The following is a 21,642-nucleotide window of genomic DNA, read 5'->3' as shown; positions in this document are numbered from 1 at the left end:
AGAAGTAAAAGCTTCAAAAAAGAGTATGAAGCCATGTCATTCCTGTAATTTTTGTGTATGATATTCTATGTTTTTGGGTGCAATGTGTGCCTTGGGTGAACGTATTAGAAGGAAATATGTTAAAGTAGTATCAGACTAGAAATCGATAAAATGAGGGATAGATATGAGTAAGACAGTGGTATTAGCAGAAAAGCCGTCTGTAGGCAAAGATATAGCAAGAGTCCTCGGATGTAACAAAAAAGGAAATGGTTATCAAGAGGGAAAACAGTATATTGTGACATGGGCATTGGGACATTTAGTTACATTAGCAGATCCCGAAACGTACGACCCTAAGTATAAAACATGGAATATGGAAGATTTGCCGATGCTTCCGGACCATTTGAAATTAGTGGTCATGAAGAAGACGGGCAAGCAATTTCAAGCGGTGAAGCAGCAAATGTCACGTCAGGATGTAGGGGACATTGTAATTGCCACTGATGCCGGGCGAGAAGGAGAGCTCGTTGCCAGATGGATTATTGAAAAAGCGCGTGTTAAGAAGCCGGTGCAGCGTCTGTGGATCAGCTCGGTTACGGATAAAGCAATTAAGGACGGCTTTCGGAATTTAAAGCCTGGAAATCAGTATTGGAATCTGTATCAATCTGCGGTAGCGCGTTCGGAAGCGGATTGGTATGTAGGATTAAATGCAACAAGAGCCCTGACCACCAAGCATAATGCGTCCTTATCCAGCGGCCGCGTCCAGACGCCGACACTGGAAATGATTGCGATGCGCGAACAGGAAATCAATCAATTCAAGCCAAAAACCTATTATCAGCTGCAGGGAAAAACAAAAGGCGGGTTTGCCGTTACGTGGAAGGATAAAAAGAATCAGTCCCGTATTTTCTCGAAAGAAGCAGCAGATAAATTAAAGGCAAAGGTATCGAAGGAAAAAGCATTTATTCAGCATGTGGATAAAAAGCATAAGAAAAAGCATGCACCAACCTTATATGACTTAACGGATTTACAGCGGGATGCCAACCGGATTTATCAATTCTCCGGAAAACAAACCTTAACTGTACTGCAGAAATTATATGAGCAGCATAAGCTTGTCACCTATCCGCGAACCGATTCAAGGCATCTGTCAACGGATATGGTCTCTACATTAAAAGAACGTGTAAGGGCATGTGGTGTGGATGAATATGCGAAAGCAGCGAATAAAATTTTAAAAGATGATTTACGCACTGGAAAAGCCATTGTGGATAACAGCAAGGTAACCGATCACCATGCGATTATTCCAACAGAAGAAACAGTGGATTATAGCGCGCTGTCTAACCAGGAGCGGAAAATTTATCAGCTGATTGTCCAACGTTTCTTAGGAGCACTTTCCAAGCCGTATGAATATGAACAGACAAGTATTACGGTAGAAGCTGCCGGAGAAATCTTTGAAGCAAAAGGAAACAGAGTTGTTGCTTTAGGCTGGAAGGAAATTTACCAGCATCAAGCAGACGATGAGGAAGAGATTCGTTCCAATGTCCCTCAAGTAACAAAAGGAGAGGAAATGGCGCTCAGCTTTACTATCAAAGAAGGGCAGACGACACCGCCGGAACGATTTACAGAGGGAAGCCTCCTGCAGGCAATGGAAAACCCGACGAAATATATGGAAACGAAAAAACAAGAGCTTGTGAAAACAATGAAGCAGACTGGCGGTATTGGAACAGTTGCTACACGTGCGGATATTATTGAAAAGCTGTTCAATAATCAATATATGGAGCTGAAAGGAAAGTATATTTATCTGACCTCAACCGGCAGACAATTACTAGAATTAGCACCAGAAAAGCTCCGTTCTCCTATTTTAACGGCAGAATGGGAACAAAAATTAGCACAGATTGCAGAAGGCAAGCTGAAAAAGGATGTCTTTTTAAAGGAAATTAAGACATATACCAAACAGGCAGTCCAAGAAATAAAAGCAAGTGAGGAAAAGTTCAAGCATGATAATATGACAGGGACAAAATGCCCGAAATGCGGCAAGCTGATGCTGGAAGTAAAAAACAAGCACGGGAAACGACTCGTCTGTCAGGACCGCAGCTGCGGCGGGAAAAAGAATATCGCAAAGTATACGAATGCCCGCTGTCCTAATTGCCATAAGCGTCTAGAGCTCCGTGGTGAGGGAGAAGGCCAGATGTTTACGTGCTCCTGCGGTCACCGTGAAAAACTTTCCACCTTCCAAGCGAGAAAAGAGAAGGAAAAGAATCAGAAGGTGTCTAAAAAAGATGTTAATAAGTATATGAAAAAGCAGGATGATTTTAAAAATAACGCACTTGCGGATGCGCTTGCGAAATTAAAAGATAAATAAGGCAGTGAAGTCCCCGTATGAAAAACGGGGGCTTTTCTGCTGGAAAAGTAAAACGCAGCGAGAAGGGAAGCAGGAAGTCTGACGAAGCAGCAGTAACATCTGCCTGAGTAAAAAGACCGTATTTCCTGAAAAATCCATAATTTGCAGTTTGATTTAAGTGTTATATAATAGGAAGAAGAGACGGCTAAAATGTAGAAGGGATGATTGATATGGATGCCTTTTCTGTAATCAAATCACTCAATAACAATGTTCTTATTGCCGAAGATATGAATCAAAATGAAGTTATCCTTATCGGGAAGGGCATCGGATTTGCTAAAAAGAAGCGAGATCTCATTGAATCCAAAACTGTGGAGAAGCTGTTTGTTCTTCGGGATAGAGAGGAACAGGAAAATTATAAAAAAATAATTGACAATATCGATGAAAAAACACTGCAGAGTATTGTGGATTCGATAGAAATAATCAAAAAACGCATCAATACATTCACGGATGAGCATACGCTGGTTGCGTTGACCGATCATATTATTTTCGCGATTGCCCGTCTGCAGCAGGGGTTAGAAATTCGTAATCCATTTTTAGCAGAGACGAAGGTGCTTTATCCATTTGAATATGAAATTGCTTCCGAAATTGTAGAATATATGAATCAATTTTTACCAGTTCATTTGCCGGAGGGAGAAATTGGTTTTGTTGCATTACACGTTCATAGTGCAATGGAGGGAACAGCACTAAATGAAATCAACCGGTATTCACAGCTTGTATCTAATTTAATCAAGATAATCGAGGATCAGCTCTATATAACACTAGATAGAGACAGTATGGATTATGTCCGTTTTGTCAGACATCTCCGGTACACAATAGAACGGGTTTTAAATGGGGACAAGGTAGAGGAGCCGCGAAAAATGGCAGACCTGCTAAAAGAAGAATATCCCGTGTTTTATAATTTGTCCTGGAAGCTGATTAAAATTATGCAGCAGACGTTAAAAAAACCTGTTTATGATGCGGAATCTGTCTATTTGACAATTCATTTGCAGCGGCTGCACGAAAACATCCAGCTAAAATCAAAAACGAATTAATTTATTTCGCACTTATACGTGTGACTGATTCGATCAGGCATGAGTAGGAATACTTAGATAACGGCGGGTACAGTATTTCTGTATCCATAAGCGCTATCCTTGTGTTTTTACTGATGTCTTTTTTATTGTCGGAAAGAAACGAAAGAGGTGATTGAGATGTTCAAAAAAACGTTTGGAGGTCTTCAAAAAGTCGGCAGAGCGCTTATGCTGCCGGTAGCACTCTTGCCGGCGGCAGGTCTTTTGCTTGGATTTGGCAATGCTGCCCAGCAGCATACCATGCTTGGCTATCTTCCTTTTTTGGAAGCGGATTGGATTCAGCTGACTGCAACGGTAATGGAAGACGCCGGCGGTATTATATTTGATAATTTGCCGCTGCTTTTTGCGATTGGTGTGGCGATAGGGCTGGCAAGTGACGGTACGGCCGGTCTTGCTGCGCTGGTAGGTTATTTGGTGATGAATCAGGTAATGGGTTCGTTTATGCAGGTAACCCCAGAATTGATAGCGGAGGATCCCGGATTTGCAAGCGTGCTTGGAATAGGAACCTTACAGACCGGTGTATTTGGTGGAATTATTGCCGGGGTGATAGCTGCCTATTGTTTTAACCGGTTTCATCATATGGAGATGCCATCCTACTTAGGATTCTTTGCAGGAAAACGGTTTGTCCCCATCGTGACTGCAGCTGTTTCCTTCCTTGCCGGCATTTTATTAATGTTTATCTGGCCGACAATCCAATATATCATGAACAGCGCTTCCTATTGGCTGATTGAAGAAGGTACATATATTGCTGTATTTATGTTTGGGTTTATTAAACGTCTATTGATTCCTTTTGGACTGCATCATATTTTTCACTCTCCTTTTTGGTATGAATTTGGCACATATACCAACCTTGCCGGTGAAATCATTCGCGGAGATATGACGATATTCTTTGCGCAATTAAGAGATAATGCAGAGATTACGGCAGGGAATTTTATGGCCGGGGAATTTCCGATTATGATGTTCGGGTTGCCTGCTGCAGCACTTGCGATGTATCATACGGCACGACCGGAGAATAAAAAACTGGTTGCGGGACTGCTGGCTTCAGGAGCTTTAACGTCCTTCCTAACAGGAATTACCGAACCGCTTGAGTTTTCATTCTTATTTGTATCGCCATTCCTGTTCTTTATTCACGCTGTGTTAGATGGATTATCCTTTGTATTGATGACATGGTTCAGTGTCAATGTCGGTTATACCTTCTCTGGAGGAGCTATAGACTTTGTGCTGTTCGGTGTTTTGCCGAATCAGGAATCATGGTGGATAGCGATCATAGTCGGGCTTCTGTTTGCTATCCTTTATTACTTCTTATTCCGCTTTTTTATTAAGAAATTTAATCTGATGACACCGGGAAGAGAAAAAGCGGTGGAATCAAATGAGAGCGGAGAGCAAAGAAAGCCTGCTGATTTAGCTTATCATGTACTGGAGGCAATGGGCGGACGAGAAAATATTACGCATTTGGATGCTTGTATCACGCGATTACGGGCATCAGTAAATTCGATTCAACATGTTGATAAGCATCAGCTAAAACAGCTTGGAGCTACAGGTATACAAGAGGTAGGGGATAATATCCAAGCTATTTTCGGACCGCGTTCGGAAATTATTAAAGGACAAATGCAAGATATCATATCTGGGAGAACGCCTAGACCAGCATTAGACAGTTCGAGTTTATATACTGTGGATGAAATAAATCTTCAAAGACAGCATCCTGATAGTGTGGAAGGGATTGCTTCTCCTCTAAGCGGAAAACTCATTCCGCTTTCAAATGTTCCTGATCAACTATTTTCCAGCAGGATGATGGGAGACGGCTTTGCAGTTGAGCCGTCAGATGGAATCGTTGTTTCTCCGGTAAATGGAAGAGTCAGTAACATCTTTCCTACCAAGCATGCAATTAGTCTGGAATCGGAAACAGGTAAAGAAATCATGATTCATATCGGAATCGATACCGTGCATCTCAAAGGAGAAGGATTTGACATATTTGTAAAAGAAGGCGAAGAAGTGGGAACAGGCCAGCCTTTATTAAATGCAGACTTAGAATATATCGATAAAAATGCCAAGTCAACGATTACACCAATTATCTTTACCAATCTGGAAGATGGCCGGCAAATCGAATTACTGAAAAGGGAAGGATATGCTGGAGAAAAAGGGATTATTGAAATCAAATAATGTGAAAGCTTTATTTTTTCACAGAAAATACACATAAATAAAGGTGAAACAGTTTACTTCATTCTTTAAAAGAATTATCATTTAAGGTGAACCATGTTTATTCATGTAAGGAGGGTTTTCTTTCCATGGCTTTTGTTATTCTTGATCCATGCAGAGGAGAAAAAGCAGGAGAATGCGTCAGTGTTTGCCCTGTTGATTGTATAGAAGAAGGACTCAAGCAATTTTATATTGATCCGGATATTTGCATTGATTGCGGCGCATGCAAAGCAGTTTGCCCCGTATCTGCAATCGAAGAGGAGTATGATTTGACTCCAGATCAAGAGAAGTATTTAGAAGAAGCAGAAGAATTTTTTGCGAATCGGTAGGTACTTTTGATTGGAGCGCGTTATAAAAATAGCCCGTCTGTTTTAAAAGCAGACGGGCTATTTTGGTATGTTCTGACCGAACTAATAGAATGTTCAAAGGGTTGTTCGAAATATAAAATATAGAGTAATGAAAAATACTAATGATACTCTTGAAAATCAACCCAGGAAAGCCTAATTTTTATCGATGCACCTGTTATTCATCTTCAGAGATTTCTTGTACTTCCTCAGCCAATTTACTGGCAATCCAGCGTTTTGCCGTTTCTTCGTCGATTTCATATTCTTTGCCGGCACGTAGTAAATCTCCGTGGTAGGCAGTTTGTACGTTCATTTTTACTTTCATGGGGATGCTCCTTCTGATGGGTTGTTTTCTTCTATGATATCATAGAAGGAAGTTAATGTGTTTAGGTGCATAGTTATGTGCTTCAAATTTTTACAAACGTGGAATGGGTACGATATTACTTGATATGTTAAAAATACTTTTGTACGTAACTTTTGGGTTTTTAAATACCGATATTTGGTAATTCGATTAAGAATCTCTACCGACAGAGTTCTTTCTGTTCTTTGGAGGAAAAGATTCCCTTTACGTTAATTTTCATGCAAACTGAAAGGATGAAATAGAGTTTATTTAGAAAGAAAGTGCAAATAGCTCGATACTAAAATAAAGGAGAATACTTATGTCTCATAGACTAAACGGAAAAGTGGCATTGGTTACAGGAGCTTCAAGAGGACTTGGGAAACATATAAGTAAAACGTTAGCAGATGCAGGAGCTACAGTCATCGTGAACTATGCGAATAATTACAAAAATGCGCAAGATACGGTTGATTTTATTGCATCCGATGGAGGAAGAGCGATAGCCATTCAAGGTGATGTACGGGATGAAGAATCAGTAGAAAAGCTGATAAAACAGGCAGAAGAAAAAACACAAGGAAGTATTGATATATTGGTTAATAACGCTACTGGTCCCCAGCCTGTATTATCAATTGAAGAACTTACATGGCAAGATTATTTAGCGCAACTCGAATTCTTTGTAAAAGCGCCGTTATTATTAACAAAGGCTGTCCTGCCAGGGATGAAAGAAAAAAAGAATGGTCGAATTATAAATATCGGAAGTGAAGTAGTTCAATTAGGTATTCCTAATCATTCAAACTATGTCATGGCCAAGGCTGCCCAGCTAGGGTTGACACGCTCCTGGGCAAATGAACTTGGTTCTTTTAGTATTACTGTTAATATGATTAACCCTGGGTTTATACCGGTTGAACGACATGAAGCAGAAGATACGAGTGAATATCGGAGTGGAGTTCCACTTGGCAGAATGGGAGTCCCTCAAGATATAGGAAATGCTGTTTTATTTCTTGCCTCAGACGCAGGAAATTTCATCACTGGTCAATCGTTATCTGTAAATGGAGGGAATACGTTAGGGATATAAGGGAGAAGCAAGCGGTTGCACAATCAATTATCTGATTGTGCAACCGCTTTTTGAATCTAAAAGAAATAATCAAAATTTGCATGATAAAGCTTTCTGTTTCATTGGAAAATATTAGGTGATACTCTCAAAAATTATTGCTGAGATGTAAATTCAAAAATCGACTCATCCTCATATAAAACAGTTTTCTATTGCTTTTATCGAATTATGTATTATGATAAAAATACAATGTAAAGGATTACATTTAGTTCAATTACTTTTTTAGAGAGGTGATATGGTTTATAAAAAAGATATATTTATATGTTGAAAAGAGGGGATTATATTGCCGACAATTCAGGATGTTGCCAAACATGCAGGGGTGTCCGTTGCTACTGTATCGCGAGTATTAAACAATCCTTCATCGGTTGCAGAATTAACACGCAAGAAAGTCGAACAATCCATCCGGGAATTGGATTACTCACCAAATATCTTAGGCCGGAATTTACGGAACGCGGAAAGTAAGATGTTATTAGTGTTATTACCTAAGATATCTAACCAATTTTATTTGAAAATTGTAGAAGGGATAGAAGAAAAAGCACTTGAGTATGGTTATAATATTCTGCTTTGTCAAACGCATTCTAAATTGGAAAGGGAAAAAGTATATTTTGATTTATTAAAAAATCAACTGGCTGTGGGCGCGATTACGATGGATCCAACAATTGACCGTCAAGTATTGGTTAATATGGCAAAAAGGTATCCATTTGTACAATGCAGTGAATATGTAAGTTCGAAAAATTTGCCTTATGTAACAATAGATAGTGAATTAGCAGCTTATCAAGTAACAAAATATTTATTAAAACAGGGGCATCAGCGAATAGGACTCATAAATGTCAGCGAGTCATTTCTATACGCGAGGGATAGAAAAAAAGGATATCTTCGAGCGTTAAAAGAATTTCATATTGAACCGGAAGAAGACTGGTTCTATTCTGCCAACGATGTGTCACTTGAATCGGGACAGCAGGTGATGCGTTCTATATTGAATAAGAACAAGGATCTTACAGCAGTGTTTGCTGTTTCAGATATGTTAGCTATTGGAGCATTGAAAGAATTAAATACCAGAGGGATTGATGTCCCAAATGAGATGGCAGTAGTGGGATTTGATAAGATTGAATTTACCAGCATGACATATCCTTCTTTAACTACCGTTGCACAGCCGATGTATAAAATGGGAGAGATATCGGTGGACATGCTGATAAAAAAAATACAGGGCGAAGAGGTAGAAGATATAATCTTAGAGCATGAACTTATTATAAGAGAGTCAACCTGATTAGAGATGTACCTATTGTTACAACAGAGAGGGGTTTTATTTTATCTGACTCTACCTATTACTAGCTAAGCACATGAACTAATAGCTGATTTAATTCAAAGTAAAGACTGAAAATTTAAAAAGAAACAATTGACCGGGAAGAACATTCTGCTATAATGAATGTAATCGATTTCATAGAGGGTCGACTAATAAAAAGAGGAGGATTTCTAATGCCGCAGATAAAGAAAATATTGCTGTTTGGAGTATTATATTTATTAGTTATTTTTATGGTTGCATGTAGTGGAGATAATGGTTCCGAGACAGACAGTAATGAAGGAAATGAAAGCGCTTTCGGTGAACGGGTAACGATTGTCTATGCGACAGGTGTAGATACAACAGGTGCCACGGAAAGTCAAATTGAAGCATTTGAACAAGAATACCCGCATATTAACGTGGAGTATCGTGAAATGCCGGCCGATACAGGCCAGCAGCATGATCAATATGTAACGATGTTTGGTTCTCAGAGTTCGGAAGTGGATGTATATAATGGAGATATTATTTGGGCAGCGGAGTTTGCTCAAGCCAACTATGCCTTGGAGTTAGATCGTTTTATAGAAGCAGACAGCTTTAATTTAGATAATCACTTTGATGGTCCCATTCAAGCAGGTAATTACAATGGCAGACAGTGGGCATTGCCGATATATATGAATGCTTCCTTTCTTTATTACCGTACAGATATAACAGATACACCGCCTGCGACTTGGGATGAATTGATTGAGCAAGCGGAAGAAATGCAAGGAGAAGAAGGAACAGAATTTGGTTATTTAATGCAAGGCTCTCAGTATGAAGGGATGGTAACCAATTTTATTGAAATTATCGCTTCTTATGGGGGAAGCGTTATCGATGAAAATAATAATGTAGTCATTAATAGTCCTGAAACAATTAAAGGCTTAGAAAAATTTGCAGAAATTGCACAATCTGATTTTGTACCAGGGAATATCTTGAATTTTCAAGAGATTGAAACAGAAAATGCATGGATTGCAGGGGATGCTGTATTTGCCCGTAATTGGACATATATGCAGTCTTCATCCAATGACGAAGCACGTTCAGAAGTCGCAGGAAATGTAGACATTGCACCTATTCCTGCAGGTGATGAGGGAAGCACTTCAGCATTAGGCGGATGGATGGCAATGATTAATCGATATTCTGAACATCCAGAAGAATCCTGGGAATTAGTAAAGTTCCTGGCAAGTGAAGAAGGTCAAAAAATTGGAGCAGTAGAAGGCGCACGTGCCCCAACTGTAGAATCCCTGTATAATGATCCAGAGGTACAGGAAGCTGGACCATTATTTTCAAATCCAAGTTTCGTAGAAGGCTTAAGTGTGGCTGTGCCGCGTCCGGTATCCCCGATTTATTCAGAGATATCTGAAATTATTCAAATTGAGGTTTCTCGAGTATTAACAGGAGAACAGACGGCTGAAGAAGCAGTAGAAAATATGGAAGCACAATTGGAAGCAGCTTTAGAAGAGTAATGATAGGCAAGGTGGATAAGTAGTGAAAGGTTGTTCATCTTGCTTTTTATTTACGTATATTTTTTATGAAAAAAGCGTCTGTTACATCTACTGATATCATTTAATTGAACTTTTTTATTTGAAAAATATAGTAGAAACAAGTAATAACTGAAAATTTTTAAAGAAACGATTGACTGGAAGGAACATTCTGCTATAATAAATGTAATCGATTTCAAAGAGTGGTCGATTAACAAAAAGAGGAGGGTCTGTAATGCCACAGGTAAAGAAATTGTTATTGTTTGGAGTATTATTTTTATTAGTTGCTTTTATGGCTGCGTGTGGTGGAGATGGCGGTTCAGGGACAGATGATTCGGAAGCAGAAAGTAATGGAGAAAATGAAAGCGCTTCCGAAGACGGTGAGCAAGTAACGATTGTTTATGCTACAGGTGTGGATACGACTGGTAAAGTAGAAGCACAAATTGAAGAATTTGAGGAATTAAATCCAAATATTAAAGTTGATTATCGTGAAATGCCTTCAGATACAGGACAACAGCATGATCAATATGTAACCATGTTTAGTTCGCAAAGCTCTGAGATCGACGTGTTTAACGGTGACAGCATTTGGCCGGCTGAATTTGCTCAGGCAAACTATGCATTAGAATTAGACCGTTTCATTGAAGCAGACGGCATTGATTTAGAAGAGCACTTTGAAGGACCGATTCAAGCAGGTAATTTTAATGGCAGGCAATGGGCACTTCCATTATTTATTGACGCATCCTTCCTCTATTATCGTACAGATGTAACGGAAGAACCGCCAGCTACTTGGGATGAATTAATCGAACAAGCTGGTGAACTGCAAGGTGAAGGAGATACAGAGTTTGGTTATCTATTACAAGCATCTCAATATGAAGGCTTGGTGACAAACTTTGTTGAAATCATTGCTTCTTATGGCGGTGAAGTTATTAATGAAGATAATGAAGTAGTGGTAAATAGTCCTGAAACAATTAAAGGTTTAGAGAAATTAGCAGAAATAGTACAATCTGATTTTGTACCAGGTAATATCTTGAATTTCCAAGAGATCGAAACAGAAAATGCTTGGATTGCAGGAGATGCTGTATTTGCCCGTAACTGGCCATATATGCAATCTTCTTCCAATGATGAAGAGCGTTCTGAAGTTGTCGATAACGTACAAATCGCTCCATTACCTGCCGGTGATGAAGGAAGTGCTTCGGCATTAGGAGGCTGGACAGCAATGATTAATCGTTATACAGAGCATCCAGAAGAGTCTTGGGAATTAGTAAAATATTTAGCTGGTGAACAAGGTCAAAAAACAGGAGCAATTGTAGGAAATCACGCTCCAACTATCGAAGCGCTTTATGATGATCCAGAAGTACAAGAAGCTGCCCCTTTATTCCAAAATCCAGAATTTGTTGAGGGACTTAGTGCAGCTGTTCCACGACCAGTATCACCGATTTACCCTGAAATTTCCGATATCATTCAAATTCAGGTTTCACAAGTGCTGACTGGTGATCAAACAGCTGAACAAGCTGCAGAGAACATGCAGACACAAATCGAAAATGCTATGGAAGAATAAAGCTTTCTAAAGAGGTGAGCAAGATGAGCGCTTTGAATTTCATCTTGCTCTTTCTATTAAGTACATCAAAATGTGTGCTTAACGGAAAGGGAGGGGAAAAATGTGAAGAAATTTCATTTGAATGAAAAGCGGCTGGGTTATTTGATGATACTTCCATCTATCATACTTGTCGTATTAATTACATTGTGGCCAGTTGCCCAGTCCTTTTATAATAGTTTATTTGATTATCGCTTAAATGATCCGACAAGATCGGAGCGGATGTTAAGTGCCAATATGGATTTGGAACGCTATGTGGATAATTACTTTTATATCGACAGTCAGCTTAGCAATTTAGAAGGCAGTGCTGATGGTGATGATATAGCGACTATTCAGCAAGCTAGAGAAACAATTGAAGGTTTCCATAGTGAATTGGCATCAGATAGTGAAATCAGTGCAAAAATGGAACAAATTGATGAGATGCTGATGAATTTCGAGCCGATTTCCGACAGCGATTTGAAATATGCGAAACTGGACAATGATTTTGCAGAAGATTATCGAACTGCTTTGACTTCTATTTCAGAAGAATTGCAGGTGATGGCTGGAGAAGCAGACAATGAGGATTTAGCACAGAATTATGAACAGACAAGCTCCTTAATTGAGGCTACCAGCACAAATATTTTGGAATCTAATTTTATTGGCTTCTCTAATTATGCTAAATATCTTCAGGATGGCCGAATGTGGAAATCATTAAGTAATACGATGATATTTACGATTGCTTCTGTTGCTTTTGAACTTGTATTAGGTTTGGCTGTTGCCTTATTAATTAACCGTACCTTCAGCGGCCGTGGTATTGTACGTGCCTCCGTGCTGATTCCTTGGGCAATCCCGACTGCAGTAGGTGCGATGATGTGGGGCTTCTTATTAGATGGTCAAACGGGTGTTATAGCGCATTATTTTAATGAATGGAACCTGATACCCAATTCATCTTGGCTGCTGTCTACCTCGTCTGGCGGGATGTTCTCAATAATTTTTGCCGATGTGTGGAAAACGACACCTTACATGGCATTATTGCTCTTAGCTGGACTGCAGACCATACCGAATTCCTTATATGAAGCAAGTGATGTAGATGGAGCCAACAAATTTCAACAGTTCTTCAAGATAACACTGCCGTTGTTGAAATCTTCTATTTTAGTTGCTTTATTATTTAGAACACTTGATGCCTTCCGGGTATTCGATCTTATCTATGTACTAACTGGCGGGGGACCAGCGAATGCTACCGAATCTATTTCGATATACGCATACATAACCTTGTTCTCGCAACAGAATTTTGGAGAAGGTTCCGTATTATCGGTTATTGTATTTTTAGCTGTAGCATTGATTAGCTTTATTTATGTACGCTTAATTGGTTCAGATCTATTCGCAGGACGTACGAAATAGGAAGGAGAAATAATATGAATAAACGTGCAGGTATAGGTTTCTATATATTTCTAATCATATTTGTATTTTTAGTGATGTTTCCGTTTATTTGGGTGTTCTTAACGTCGATAAAGCCTGTAGGAGAAATATTTACATCATTTAAATGGTTTACAACAAATCCTACGACCGAATCCTATGAAGCTGCGGTAACGAATCGCCCGCTTTTGCGATATATGTTAAATAGTTTTGTCGTTTCAACGGTAACAACAATTTTGGCGGTAGGTTGTGCTGCCTTCGCATCTTACGCAGTAACTAGATTACCGATAAAAGGGAAAGGTTTATTCCTGGGAGTTATTTTAGCTGCTTCCATGTTTCCACAAGTAGCAGTTATTTCGCCAATCTTCAATATCGTAACAGAGTTAGGCTTACGTAATAGTTATACGGGATTGGTTATTCCTTACATGACAATCAGTTTACCATTATCAATTTGGATTCTGTCTACCTTTTTTCAAAAGATTCCATTTGAATTGGAGGAATCTGCTAAACTTGATGGAGCCAGTCCATTTCAAACATTCCGTAAAATTATTTTACCGCTGGCGACACCAGGTATTTTTACGACTGCTATTCTGGTATTCATTGCGGCGTGGAATGAGTATTTATTTGCTCTAACAATTAATAGTGATGATGTATGGAGAACGGTACCAGTTGGAATTTCCATGTACCAAAGTGAATATTCTGTTCCTTGGGGAGATATCAGTGCAGCAACGGTTATTGTAACCATTCCAATTGTTATTTTAGTATTGATTTTCCAAAGACGAATTGTTTCAGGTTTAACATCAGGATCTGTAAAAGAATAGAGAAAACATAGTTAGAGCGGATAACTTAAGGGTTATCCGCTCTAACTATATGATAGAAATTCATCTCAGTAATTATGGTTATGAGTCATGAAGGATTTATCCAGCATCCTTCTTTGTTTGATTTCATTGCTATTTCGTTAACTAAGGTTAGATTAATAACATCAGACTTATTTATTGACGGGGCAGTTCCATTTATAATTGCGGATGCCCATTGTTCCATAGGCATAGGCAATGCTTCTGGCGGGTTATCCGGTGTGGACCACTCCCCATTTCCAAATGTCTGGCGGATTTTGTTGTCTTCGATTAGTATCGTGCCTTCTGTTCCGTAGAGCTCTAATTGAAACGGACTGCCTTTGGATAGGAAACCAGTCTCGAGAATCCCCATCGCACCAGATTCATATTCTACTAAGACGACAGCGTTGTCATCTGCTCCAAGGTTGTTTGTATGATTCATATGGGAAACCAGTTTTTTTACATTACCAGCCAGCCGGTTAGTCAAATAGATGGGGTGGGCACCTAAATCAATTAATGCGCCGCCTCCAGATTGCTCTTTTTCAAAAAAACGCTTCGGTAACCAGCCCTCGCTTTCTCCCGGCCCTACAACCGCCCCATCATGAGCAGTACGGCATCGAATAGTAGTAAGTCTTCCAATCCAGTTATTATCTATTACCTTTTGCGCATATAAATAATAATCTTCTGTTAATCTTGGAAGTGAAACCATTAATTTAACGCCATATTGGTCTATCGTATTATAAATTTCCTCACAATCTTTCACTGTAAAAGCTAAAATTTTTTCAGTGAAAATATGTTTTTTATTTTTTGCAGCTGAGATAATTACTTCTTTATGCAAATTTGTTGGGGTAGTGACAACTACTCCTTCAATTGATGGATTTGTTAAAACCTTTTGAAGATCCGATTCAAAAGGGATTCCTAATTCCTCTGCCCACTTTTCTCCTCTGTCCGCATTTTCATCCCACACGAGTTTAATAGATAAATTATCATTAGCTTGAATTTCTCGGGCGTAGTCATCCGCATGTACATGCCACCTGCTTAACAATGCAATATTAACCAATTCAATTTCCCCCTAAATATATATTCTACAAAACTCATTTTTTTAACTTTACTATTGATTAAAATAAACGGCTTTCCCCGTTCGTGCCGATTCGTATATTGCTTCCAATATTTGCGTGACAACAAGTGCTTCACTTGGCTTCACGACTGGTTCGGTATCATTGATAATACTTTCAATCCAATTTCTTGCTTCTAAATCAGGATCACTTTCAGAGTTACCGTCGTAAAATGCCACTCCTCCTGATTCCAATTCAATTTCCTGAGTATATAATTTACCAAAGTCTTCACCATTAATTCGTAATCCATTTTTCATATCTGCACCACTTTTCGTGCCGCTGAGAGAGCATTTTGCTTCATCCACGTCTAAGGAATTCAATGCCCAGCTAGATTCCAGAACAATTGTTGCGCCATTTTCCATCGTTATAAAACCAAATGCAGAATCTTCTACTGTAAAGGCCTCTGGATCCCAAGGTCCCCAGGCATTTGCTGCATTTTCATTTTTCCCTAATTTATGATAGACCGTTCCCATAACCGATTTGGGTTTATAGTTATTCATCATCCATAATGTTAAGTCAAGCGCATGTGTACCAATATCAATTAATGGTCCGCCTCCTTGCTTTTCTTCGTCGAGAAACACTCCCCATGTAGGTACTGCCCTTCTTCTTATAGCGTGTGCTTTTGCATAATATATTTCTCCCAAATCTCCTCGCTCACAAAGCTTATGCAGATGCTGGCTGTCGGGTCTAAATCGGTTATTATACCCAATCGTTAATTTTTTGCCTGTGCGTTCAGCTGCTTCTACCATCTTTTTAGCTTCTTCTGTTGTCTTGGCCATTGGTTTCTCACACATGACATGTTTTCCAGATTCCAACGCAGCCACTGTGATTTCCATATGCGCATTGTTTGGGGTACAGACATGAACAACATCAATGGATGTGTCTTGTAATAATTCTTTAAAGTCCATATATGTCTTCGCATCTTTCGTTCCATATTCCTTTGCAGCTTTTTCTGCCCTTTCAAGTACAATATCGCAAAACGCTGTCATTTCTACTTGCTCCAATTTGCTAAGGCTTGGGAAATGTTTTCCATTTGCAATTCCCCCGCAGCCAATAATTGCTATTTTAAGCTTTTCCCCCATAGTATCTCCTCCTTTGAAAACGATTACATTTATATAAGTTTAAATTTAATTTAAAGGATTGTCAATCTTGAATCATTTATCAAATCATGTCTCATTCCAAATTTTAAAGAAATCAGGCAGAATGGCATCAAGTCATTGTTTTTAACAAAATAAAGATTTCAAAAAGCGAATGCTTTTTACTTATTTCCTTATACTTTATGCTAAAATAGAATAATAGAAAACGTTTTCAAAATTAAGTGAAGTTATAAAAATTCAAGTCACTTATAAGCTGTATTTTAGAAAGGAGAAAATCATGAGCGAATTAACGAGGAAACAGTATCCATTAAAAGGAAGAAAAATCTTGATTACAGGAGTCAGCAGACGAGCCGGAATAGGATATGCTATAGCCAGAAAAGCAGCTGCCCTTGGAGCTTCTATTATTATTCACCATTATCAAGCACACGATCGAGAGCAAGATTGGGGAGCTGATGACTTAGATGCTGTGATAGAGGGAGTGAAAGCAGAGCTTGTAGAAGACGCAACATTTCATGAGTTCAAAGGCAACTTTATGGATGCTTCTGCTCCTGAAGAGTTGTTCAAAAAAATAAAAAAACATTGTGGACATGTAGACGGTTTAGTTTGTAATCATGCCTTGAGTGGTTCCGATGGACCTTTAGAAGAACTAACGGCAGAGATGATTGACAAACACTATATTATAAATACACGCTCTTCGCTGCTGCTTGCCCAATTATTTATGAAACAGCATTCATCCGAAAAAAATATTGGGAAGATTATTTTTATGACTTCCGGACAGCAGCAAGGCCCGATGCCCGGAGAAGTGGCTTATGCTACTGCAAAAGGCGGATTAGCAGAAATCGTCCTTACGTTAGCTGATGAATTAGCTGATAAAAATATTACAATTAATACAGTGAATCCTGGTCCAGTAGACACAGGTTATTTAACAGAAAGTAAATGGAAAGAGGTAAGAAGTAAATTCCCATTTAATCGTTTTGGGGAACCTAGTGATACGGCTAATCTCATAAGCTGGCTGTTAACTGACGAAGCGTCCTGGATTACAGGGCAGGTGATAAATTCAGAAGGCGGATTTGCACGATGGAGGACTTAAAGAGGGGGGAGTGTTGTTTGATTTATTTAATTGGTTTTAGATTTGATAATGAATATCTACTTAATTCCTATATTTAATGTATCTTTAAGCGTACAGTATAATTAGATTTAATTTATTAAAAATACCAAGTCACTCTATAAATGTGATTTGGTATTTTGGGTGTCATTTTGAAAATGACAGAAATGAAAATTAGTCCATATCAAAGTTAAAATAAACTTTAATGGTAAGCTAAAAACACTTAAATGAGCAATTTCTTATATTATTGCTTATTGCTTTATTTATTTGCAACGACTATACGGTGGTAGGTAAGAATTTGTAAGGCTGCAATATTCCAGGAATAATTCAGGTGTTAATTATACAATGAGTGAAAATGGCAGGATAATAAGATATAATATCTAATAAGAATAGAAGATGACCAGAGCTGAAAGGATAGAAATTATGGCCACAATTCGAGATATTTCTGAAAAAGCAGGAGTTGCAAAGAGCACCGTGTCCAGATATTTAAATGATGGATATGTCAGTGAAGCAACAAGAAAAAAGATTGAACAGACAATTAAGGATAGTTCTTCTCGATTGTTAAATAATTTTAATTTAGTTTGAAACAAAGTGTGATTTAAAAAATAAAGCAGCCATTATAAGAACTCTTTTCCGGTAGTTAATTGTGATACTATTAACTTTATCGGAAACGGGTTCTTTTTCATTTATTTTATGCATTATTTATCCTATTTAAGTTATACATCAGTCAAATGATAGTAAATTATGAAGTTTTCTCAAAAGATAATTTAGAATAAACATAGTTCATATCTTTAAATGAATGTTATATTTTAATAAAGGAGGTCGGATGATGTATCGTATTCTAATTGTAGATGATGAAAAAGATGAAAGAAACGTCATTCGTTTTTTATTAAAAAAATTTGATTTCGAGTTAGAAATCGTAGAAGCGGCTAATGGGAAAGAAGCTTTTGAAGAATTAGTGAGAAGCCCTGCTGATATTTTACTTACTGATGTGCAAATGCCTTTTGTAAACGGTATAGAATTAGCAACGAAAGTAAGGGAGCGCTATGATGATATAGAAATTATATTTTTTAGCGGTCATGATGATTTTAATTTTGTTAAGAAAGCCCTAACGCTAAGAGCTGATAATTATATATTAAAGCCTGTTAAACCAGAAGAATTTAATCAAACAATGACAGAAGTAATGAGGAATATTAAAAAACGTAAAGAGGAGCAAGAAAAAAGAGAAGTAAATCAATTATTTATAAAACAGCATATTCTATATCGTTTATTAAATCAAACACCGATAGATATATTGAAAAATGAATACCCTTTCTTAAATTTTGATTTTTTAAATGACTATAATCGAATGATTCTTGTCCATTCTGATACTGCTTTTTTGGATAGTTTGTTTGAGGAAGAAAATGAATATTTTTATGAAGTGATTAAGAGAGCCACATTAGATAGTAAATATGACGTAATTAATCTAAATCCTTTTCAAATCGTCTTACTATTTAAAGATAATTTAAGGAGACCATTTACATATAAGGAAGCTGCTAAGCAAATACAACAAAAAATCCAAGAAACATATGGCATCAATTGTGTTCTCTCTGTAAGTAATCATATGAAGAATCCAGTCCAAATAGCTCAAACGTATAATGAGTTAGAAGGTTACTTAAAAGATCGCTTTTTTTATTCAGATGTCTTTATCTATCCAATTGATACACCATTAACAGATAGTAAAGAGTACAAAGAAGATGAATATTTATTAGAAGAAATCGAAAGAGCACTTCAACAGGGGGATACAGTAGAATTAGAGCAAAAGATAAGTCTAATTATTCAAAAGTACGATAAAAGAACGAATACTGCACAAGGTTATCTTCGCTTCTTGTTCGCCCGGCTGCTGCAGTTATTTTTTCAGACAATGCCGGAATACAGTAAAGACAGCATGAATAGATACATTGAATTAATCTACTCTTATAAACATTTCTCTGACATCAAGCAGACTTTACTGGAAGTACAAAGGAAAGTAATAAAAGGATTAGAAGAAGAAAAGAATTCACCGAAGCATGTCATTGAAATAGTGAAACAATATATTATAGAGAATATAGAAAAAGACCTGGGTTTAGACATGTTAGCGGAAAAAGTATATTTAACGCCTGGTTATTTAAGTGATAAGTTCAAACAGGATACTGGGGTAGGAATTAATAAATATATTAAACAGGTAAGGATGAATAAAGCAGAAGAATTGCTTAGTAATACCAATATGAAAGTGAATACTATAAGTAAAGTGATTGGTTATAAAAACGATTCCTATTTTATTAGAATTTTTAGAGAGCATTTAGGTGTCAGTCCCCAAAAATACCGGGAGATGAAAAGAAGGTAGAGGTGAAGTGAATGAGATGAATCTTTTTAAACAAGGCTTTATTAATTTAAAATTCCGCAAGAAAATATTACTGATTTGTATTGTTGCCAGCTGCTTACCTATTATGACGTTAGGAAGTATGTGGTATTACCAAATACAAGATTCATTAGTTACCCGTGAAAATGAAAATCTTTCTGAAGCATTAAACCAGTCCATTCTAAATATAGATTATAAAATCGATAATTATTTGAACATAGTTAATCAAATTGTATGGAATGAAGAAATAAAAAATGGATTAACTGCAGAGTATGATAGCAACTATGAAATGTATAAGTTTTATAATGATACATTGGCTCCTACATTGGCTACCCCGCCAACTTTACAGACGGATATTGATTCTATTACTGTTTATACCGATAATCAAATGAACCCTTATGATCAATTACTGAGACCGCTGGCAGACATTAATCAAAATAGCTGGTTTAACAGTACTAAGGATTCGAATCGGCCAACTCTGGTAGCTTCATCGGAGGATGAAATATTTAAGCTGATTTATCCAATATTTGATGAACGCAGAATGTATAATAATATTCTTCAAATGGAAATAAATTATCAACAATTTTTTGACTCAATGTCCAGTTTATTTGAAGAGGATTATGGTGTCGCAATTTTGGACAGTGACGGAAATCCTGTTTATTCATATGAAACATTTTCTGATAGAAGTCTGGAAGGTAAATTTTCATTATTAGAGTCAGCAGAAGGTGTTGATAACATTGAATCTGATTTTGTCATTCAACAAGCTGAATTACCTTCTTATAGTTGGACTGTTTATTTATATCGGCCGACTGATATTATTTCAGCTGCTACGCTTCCGATGAGAGTAACGGTTGTATTGGTTATCTTATTAAGTATTTTAATTATGGTATTATCTATTTATTTATTGGCAAAAGTAGTGGTTAGACCACTAGAAAAACTATCGGAAAATATGCGAAAGATAGAAGAAGGAGATTTGACAGTCTCCGTTTTTAACAGCGGTACGGATGAAATTGGAAGCTTAATCAAACAATTTGGAGATATGGTCAATAAATTAAATAATATGATCAATCAGGTATATAAAAGTAAAATTGCCCAGCAAGAATATGAAATGAAAGCTTTACAGGCGCAAATCAATCCGCATTTTTTCTACAATAGCCTTTCATTGATTAATAGTAAAGCTATTATGGCAGAACAAGAAGAAATCAGCCAGATGACTCAACACCTGTCCAGCTTTTATCGAACTACTTTAAATAAAGGGAGAAGTATTATAGAAGTAGAGAAAGAACTTGAAAATGTGATTTCTTATATAAATATTCAACAATTAATGCATTCCAATTCATTTGATGTACATTATGAACTGGATAAATCAACTTATCACTATACCATGTTAAATTTACTTTTACAGCCATTAGTGGAGAATGCTATTAATCATGGAATCGACCATAAAGAAAGTTCTGAGCGTGGGAAATTGATGATCAAATTAAAAAGAATAGAAAATACATTAGAATTTTCTGTGACTGATAATGGAGCAGGAATAGAACCAACGAAGCTACAGTCCATCTTAACTACCAAGACGGAAGGATATGGTGTTAGAAATGTCCATAATAGAGTGCAATTATTTTATGGTTCTTCTTACGGTTTAAAGTATGAAAGTGAAATGGATTACTATACGAAAGTAACTTTGGTTATCCCAATTGTTCATGGAGAGACACAATTGTCTCACCATGTAGATGAATAGGAGAAAAACTCCACAAAATAGTTGTGGGGTTTTTTTAATTCAAGCATGAAAATAATAAAATATTCCGGAAAATAGTATATGAAAACGGATTATTTGATATTTCCCATGCATCAAACATCAATTAAAATAAATTTATACGAAATCGATGGCCATGATTTTGCTAGAAAGA

The 21,642-nt window shown here is 37.3% G+C and carries 16 protein-coding genes and 1 pseudogene; 14 read left to right on the top strand and 3 right to left on the bottom strand.

What is annotated here, in order from left to right; genetic code table 11:
- The first annotated feature begins 163 nt into the window (after positions 1-163).
- The 4 genes from MKY45_RS18705 to MKY45_RS18690 all read left to right on the top strand — a co-directional run bounded on the left by MKY45_RS18705 (position 164) and on the right by MKY45_RS18690 (position 5,960).
- Positions 164-2,329 (top strand): DNA topoisomerase III, encoded by a 2,166-nt coding sequence (locus MKY45_RS18705; RefSeq protein WP_341173225.1) that lies wholly within the window; start codon positions 164-166, stop codon positions 2,327-2,329.
- Positions 2,330-2,538: 209 nt separating this feature from the next.
- On the top strand, positions 2,539-3,399 hold the full coding sequence (gene glcT / locus MKY45_RS18700; protein WP_212928335.1) for a glucose PTS transporter transcription antiterminator GlcT: 861 nt from the start codon (positions 2,539-2,541) through the stop codon (positions 3,397-3,399).
- Between the two features lie 156 nt (positions 3,400-3,555).
- The gene (gene ptsG, locus MKY45_RS18695) at positions 3,556-5,595 is read left to right on the top strand and encodes a glucose-specific PTS transporter subunit IIBC (protein WP_212928334.1); all 2,040 of its coding nucleotides are present in this window, start codon (positions 3,556-3,558) and stop codon (positions 5,593-5,595) included.
- Between the two features lie 125 nt (positions 5,596-5,720).
- Positions 5,721-5,960, top strand: a complete 240-nt coding sequence (locus MKY45_RS18690) for an indolepyruvate ferredoxin oxidoreductase subunit alpha (protein ID WP_042530092.1) — start codon at positions 5,721-5,723, stop codon at positions 5,958-5,960.
- Between the two features lie 193 nt (positions 5,961-6,153).
- Here MKY45_RS18690 and MKY45_RS18685 read toward each other — a convergent pair whose 3' ends face one another.
- Entirely contained in the window at positions 6,154-6,300 is a 147-nt protein-coding gene (locus MKY45_RS18685) for a hypothetical protein (RefSeq protein WP_193064245.1), read from the bottom strand.
- A 334-nt stretch (positions 6,301-6,634) separates the two neighbouring features.
- Between MKY45_RS18685 and MKY45_RS18680 the strand changes: the two genes are divergently transcribed.
- The 6 genes from MKY45_RS18680 (at position 6,635) to MKY45_RS18655 (ending at position 14,026) form a co-directional block, all read left to right on the top strand.
- Positions 6,635-7,387, top strand: a complete 753-nt coding sequence (locus MKY45_RS18680; protein ID WP_212928333.1) for an SDR family oxidoreductase — start codon at positions 6,635-6,637, stop codon at positions 7,385-7,387.
- Positions 7,388-7,706: 319 nt separating this feature from the next.
- Positions 7,707-8,690, top strand: coding sequence for a LacI family DNA-binding transcriptional regulator (locus MKY45_RS18675; RefSeq protein ID WP_212928332.1), 984 nt, complete (start codon positions 7,707-7,709; stop codon positions 8,688-8,690).
- A gap of 209 nt (positions 8,691-8,899) precedes the next feature.
- Positions 8,900-10,201: an ABC transporter substrate-binding protein gene (locus tag MKY45_RS18670; protein WP_341173224.1), complete on the top strand. Its 1,302-nt coding sequence runs from the start codon at positions 8,900-8,902 to the stop codon at positions 10,199-10,201.
- 250 nt (positions 10,202-10,451) lie between these two features.
- Positions 10,452-11,774, top strand: coding sequence for an ABC transporter substrate-binding protein (locus tag MKY45_RS18665; protein WP_212928330.1), 1,323 nt, complete (start codon positions 10,452-10,454; stop codon positions 11,772-11,774).
- Between the two features lie 144 nt (positions 11,775-11,918).
- Entirely contained in the window at positions 11,919-13,190 is a 1,272-nt protein-coding gene (locus tag MKY45_RS18660; RefSeq protein WP_332094426.1) for a carbohydrate ABC transporter permease, read from the top strand.
- 14 nt (positions 13,191-13,204) lie between these two features.
- Positions 13,205-14,026, top strand: coding sequence for a carbohydrate ABC transporter permease (locus tag MKY45_RS18655; RefSeq protein WP_042530103.1), 822 nt, complete (start codon positions 13,205-13,207; stop codon positions 14,024-14,026).
- An 85-nt stretch (positions 14,027-14,111) separates the two neighbouring features.
- Here MKY45_RS18655 and MKY45_RS18650 read toward each other — a convergent pair whose 3' ends face one another.
- Complete coding sequence (locus tag MKY45_RS18650; RefSeq protein WP_042530104.1) at positions 14,112-15,098, bottom strand: Gfo/Idh/MocA family protein; 987 nt, start codon at positions 15,096-15,098, stop codon at positions 14,112-14,114.
- A gap of 51 nt (positions 15,099-15,149) precedes the next feature.
- Positions 15,150-16,235 carry a Gfo/Idh/MocA family protein gene (locus MKY45_RS18645; protein ID WP_341173223.1) on the bottom strand — a complete coding sequence of 362 codons (1,086 nt, stop codon included), beginning with the start codon at positions 16,233-16,235 and terminating at the stop codon, positions 15,150-15,152.
- Between the two features lie 292 nt (positions 16,236-16,527).
- Here MKY45_RS18645 and MKY45_RS18640 point away from each other — a divergent pair, with 292 nt between their 5' ends.
- The 4 genes and pseudogenes from MKY45_RS18640 to MKY45_RS18625 all read left to right on the top strand — a co-directional run bounded on the left by MKY45_RS18640 (position 16,528) and on the right by MKY45_RS18625 (position 21,473).
- Positions 16,528-17,340, top strand: coding sequence for an SDR family oxidoreductase (locus tag MKY45_RS18640; RefSeq protein WP_332094403.1), 813 nt, complete (start codon positions 16,528-16,530; stop codon positions 17,338-17,340).
- Between the two features lie 438 nt (positions 17,341-17,778).
- Positions 17,779-17,904: pseudogene (locus MKY45_RS18635) on the top strand (LacI family DNA-binding transcriptional regulator); the annotation flags it as partial.
- Positions 17,905-18,181: 277 nt separating this feature from the next.
- A complete protein-coding gene (locus MKY45_RS18630; RefSeq protein WP_175297006.1) occupies positions 18,182-19,720 on the top strand; it encodes a response regulator in 1,539 nt (512 codons plus the stop codon).
- Positions 19,721-19,736: 16 nt separating this feature from the next.
- Complete coding sequence (locus tag MKY45_RS18625; RefSeq protein ID WP_226894996.1) at positions 19,737-21,473, top strand: cache domain-containing sensor histidine kinase; 1,737 nt, start codon at positions 19,737-19,739, stop codon at positions 21,471-21,473.
- Positions 21,474-21,642: the final 169 nt, after the last annotated feature.

Source organism: Oceanobacillus sp. FSL K6-0251 (genome assembly GCF_038004725.1).
Classification (GTDB): domain Bacteria; phylum Bacillota; class Bacilli; order Bacillales; family Amphibacillaceae; genus Oceanobacillus; species Oceanobacillus oncorhynchi.
The sequence above is the reverse complement of the archived record's forward strand: the minus strand, read 5'-3'. Positions and strand labels throughout refer to the sequence as shown.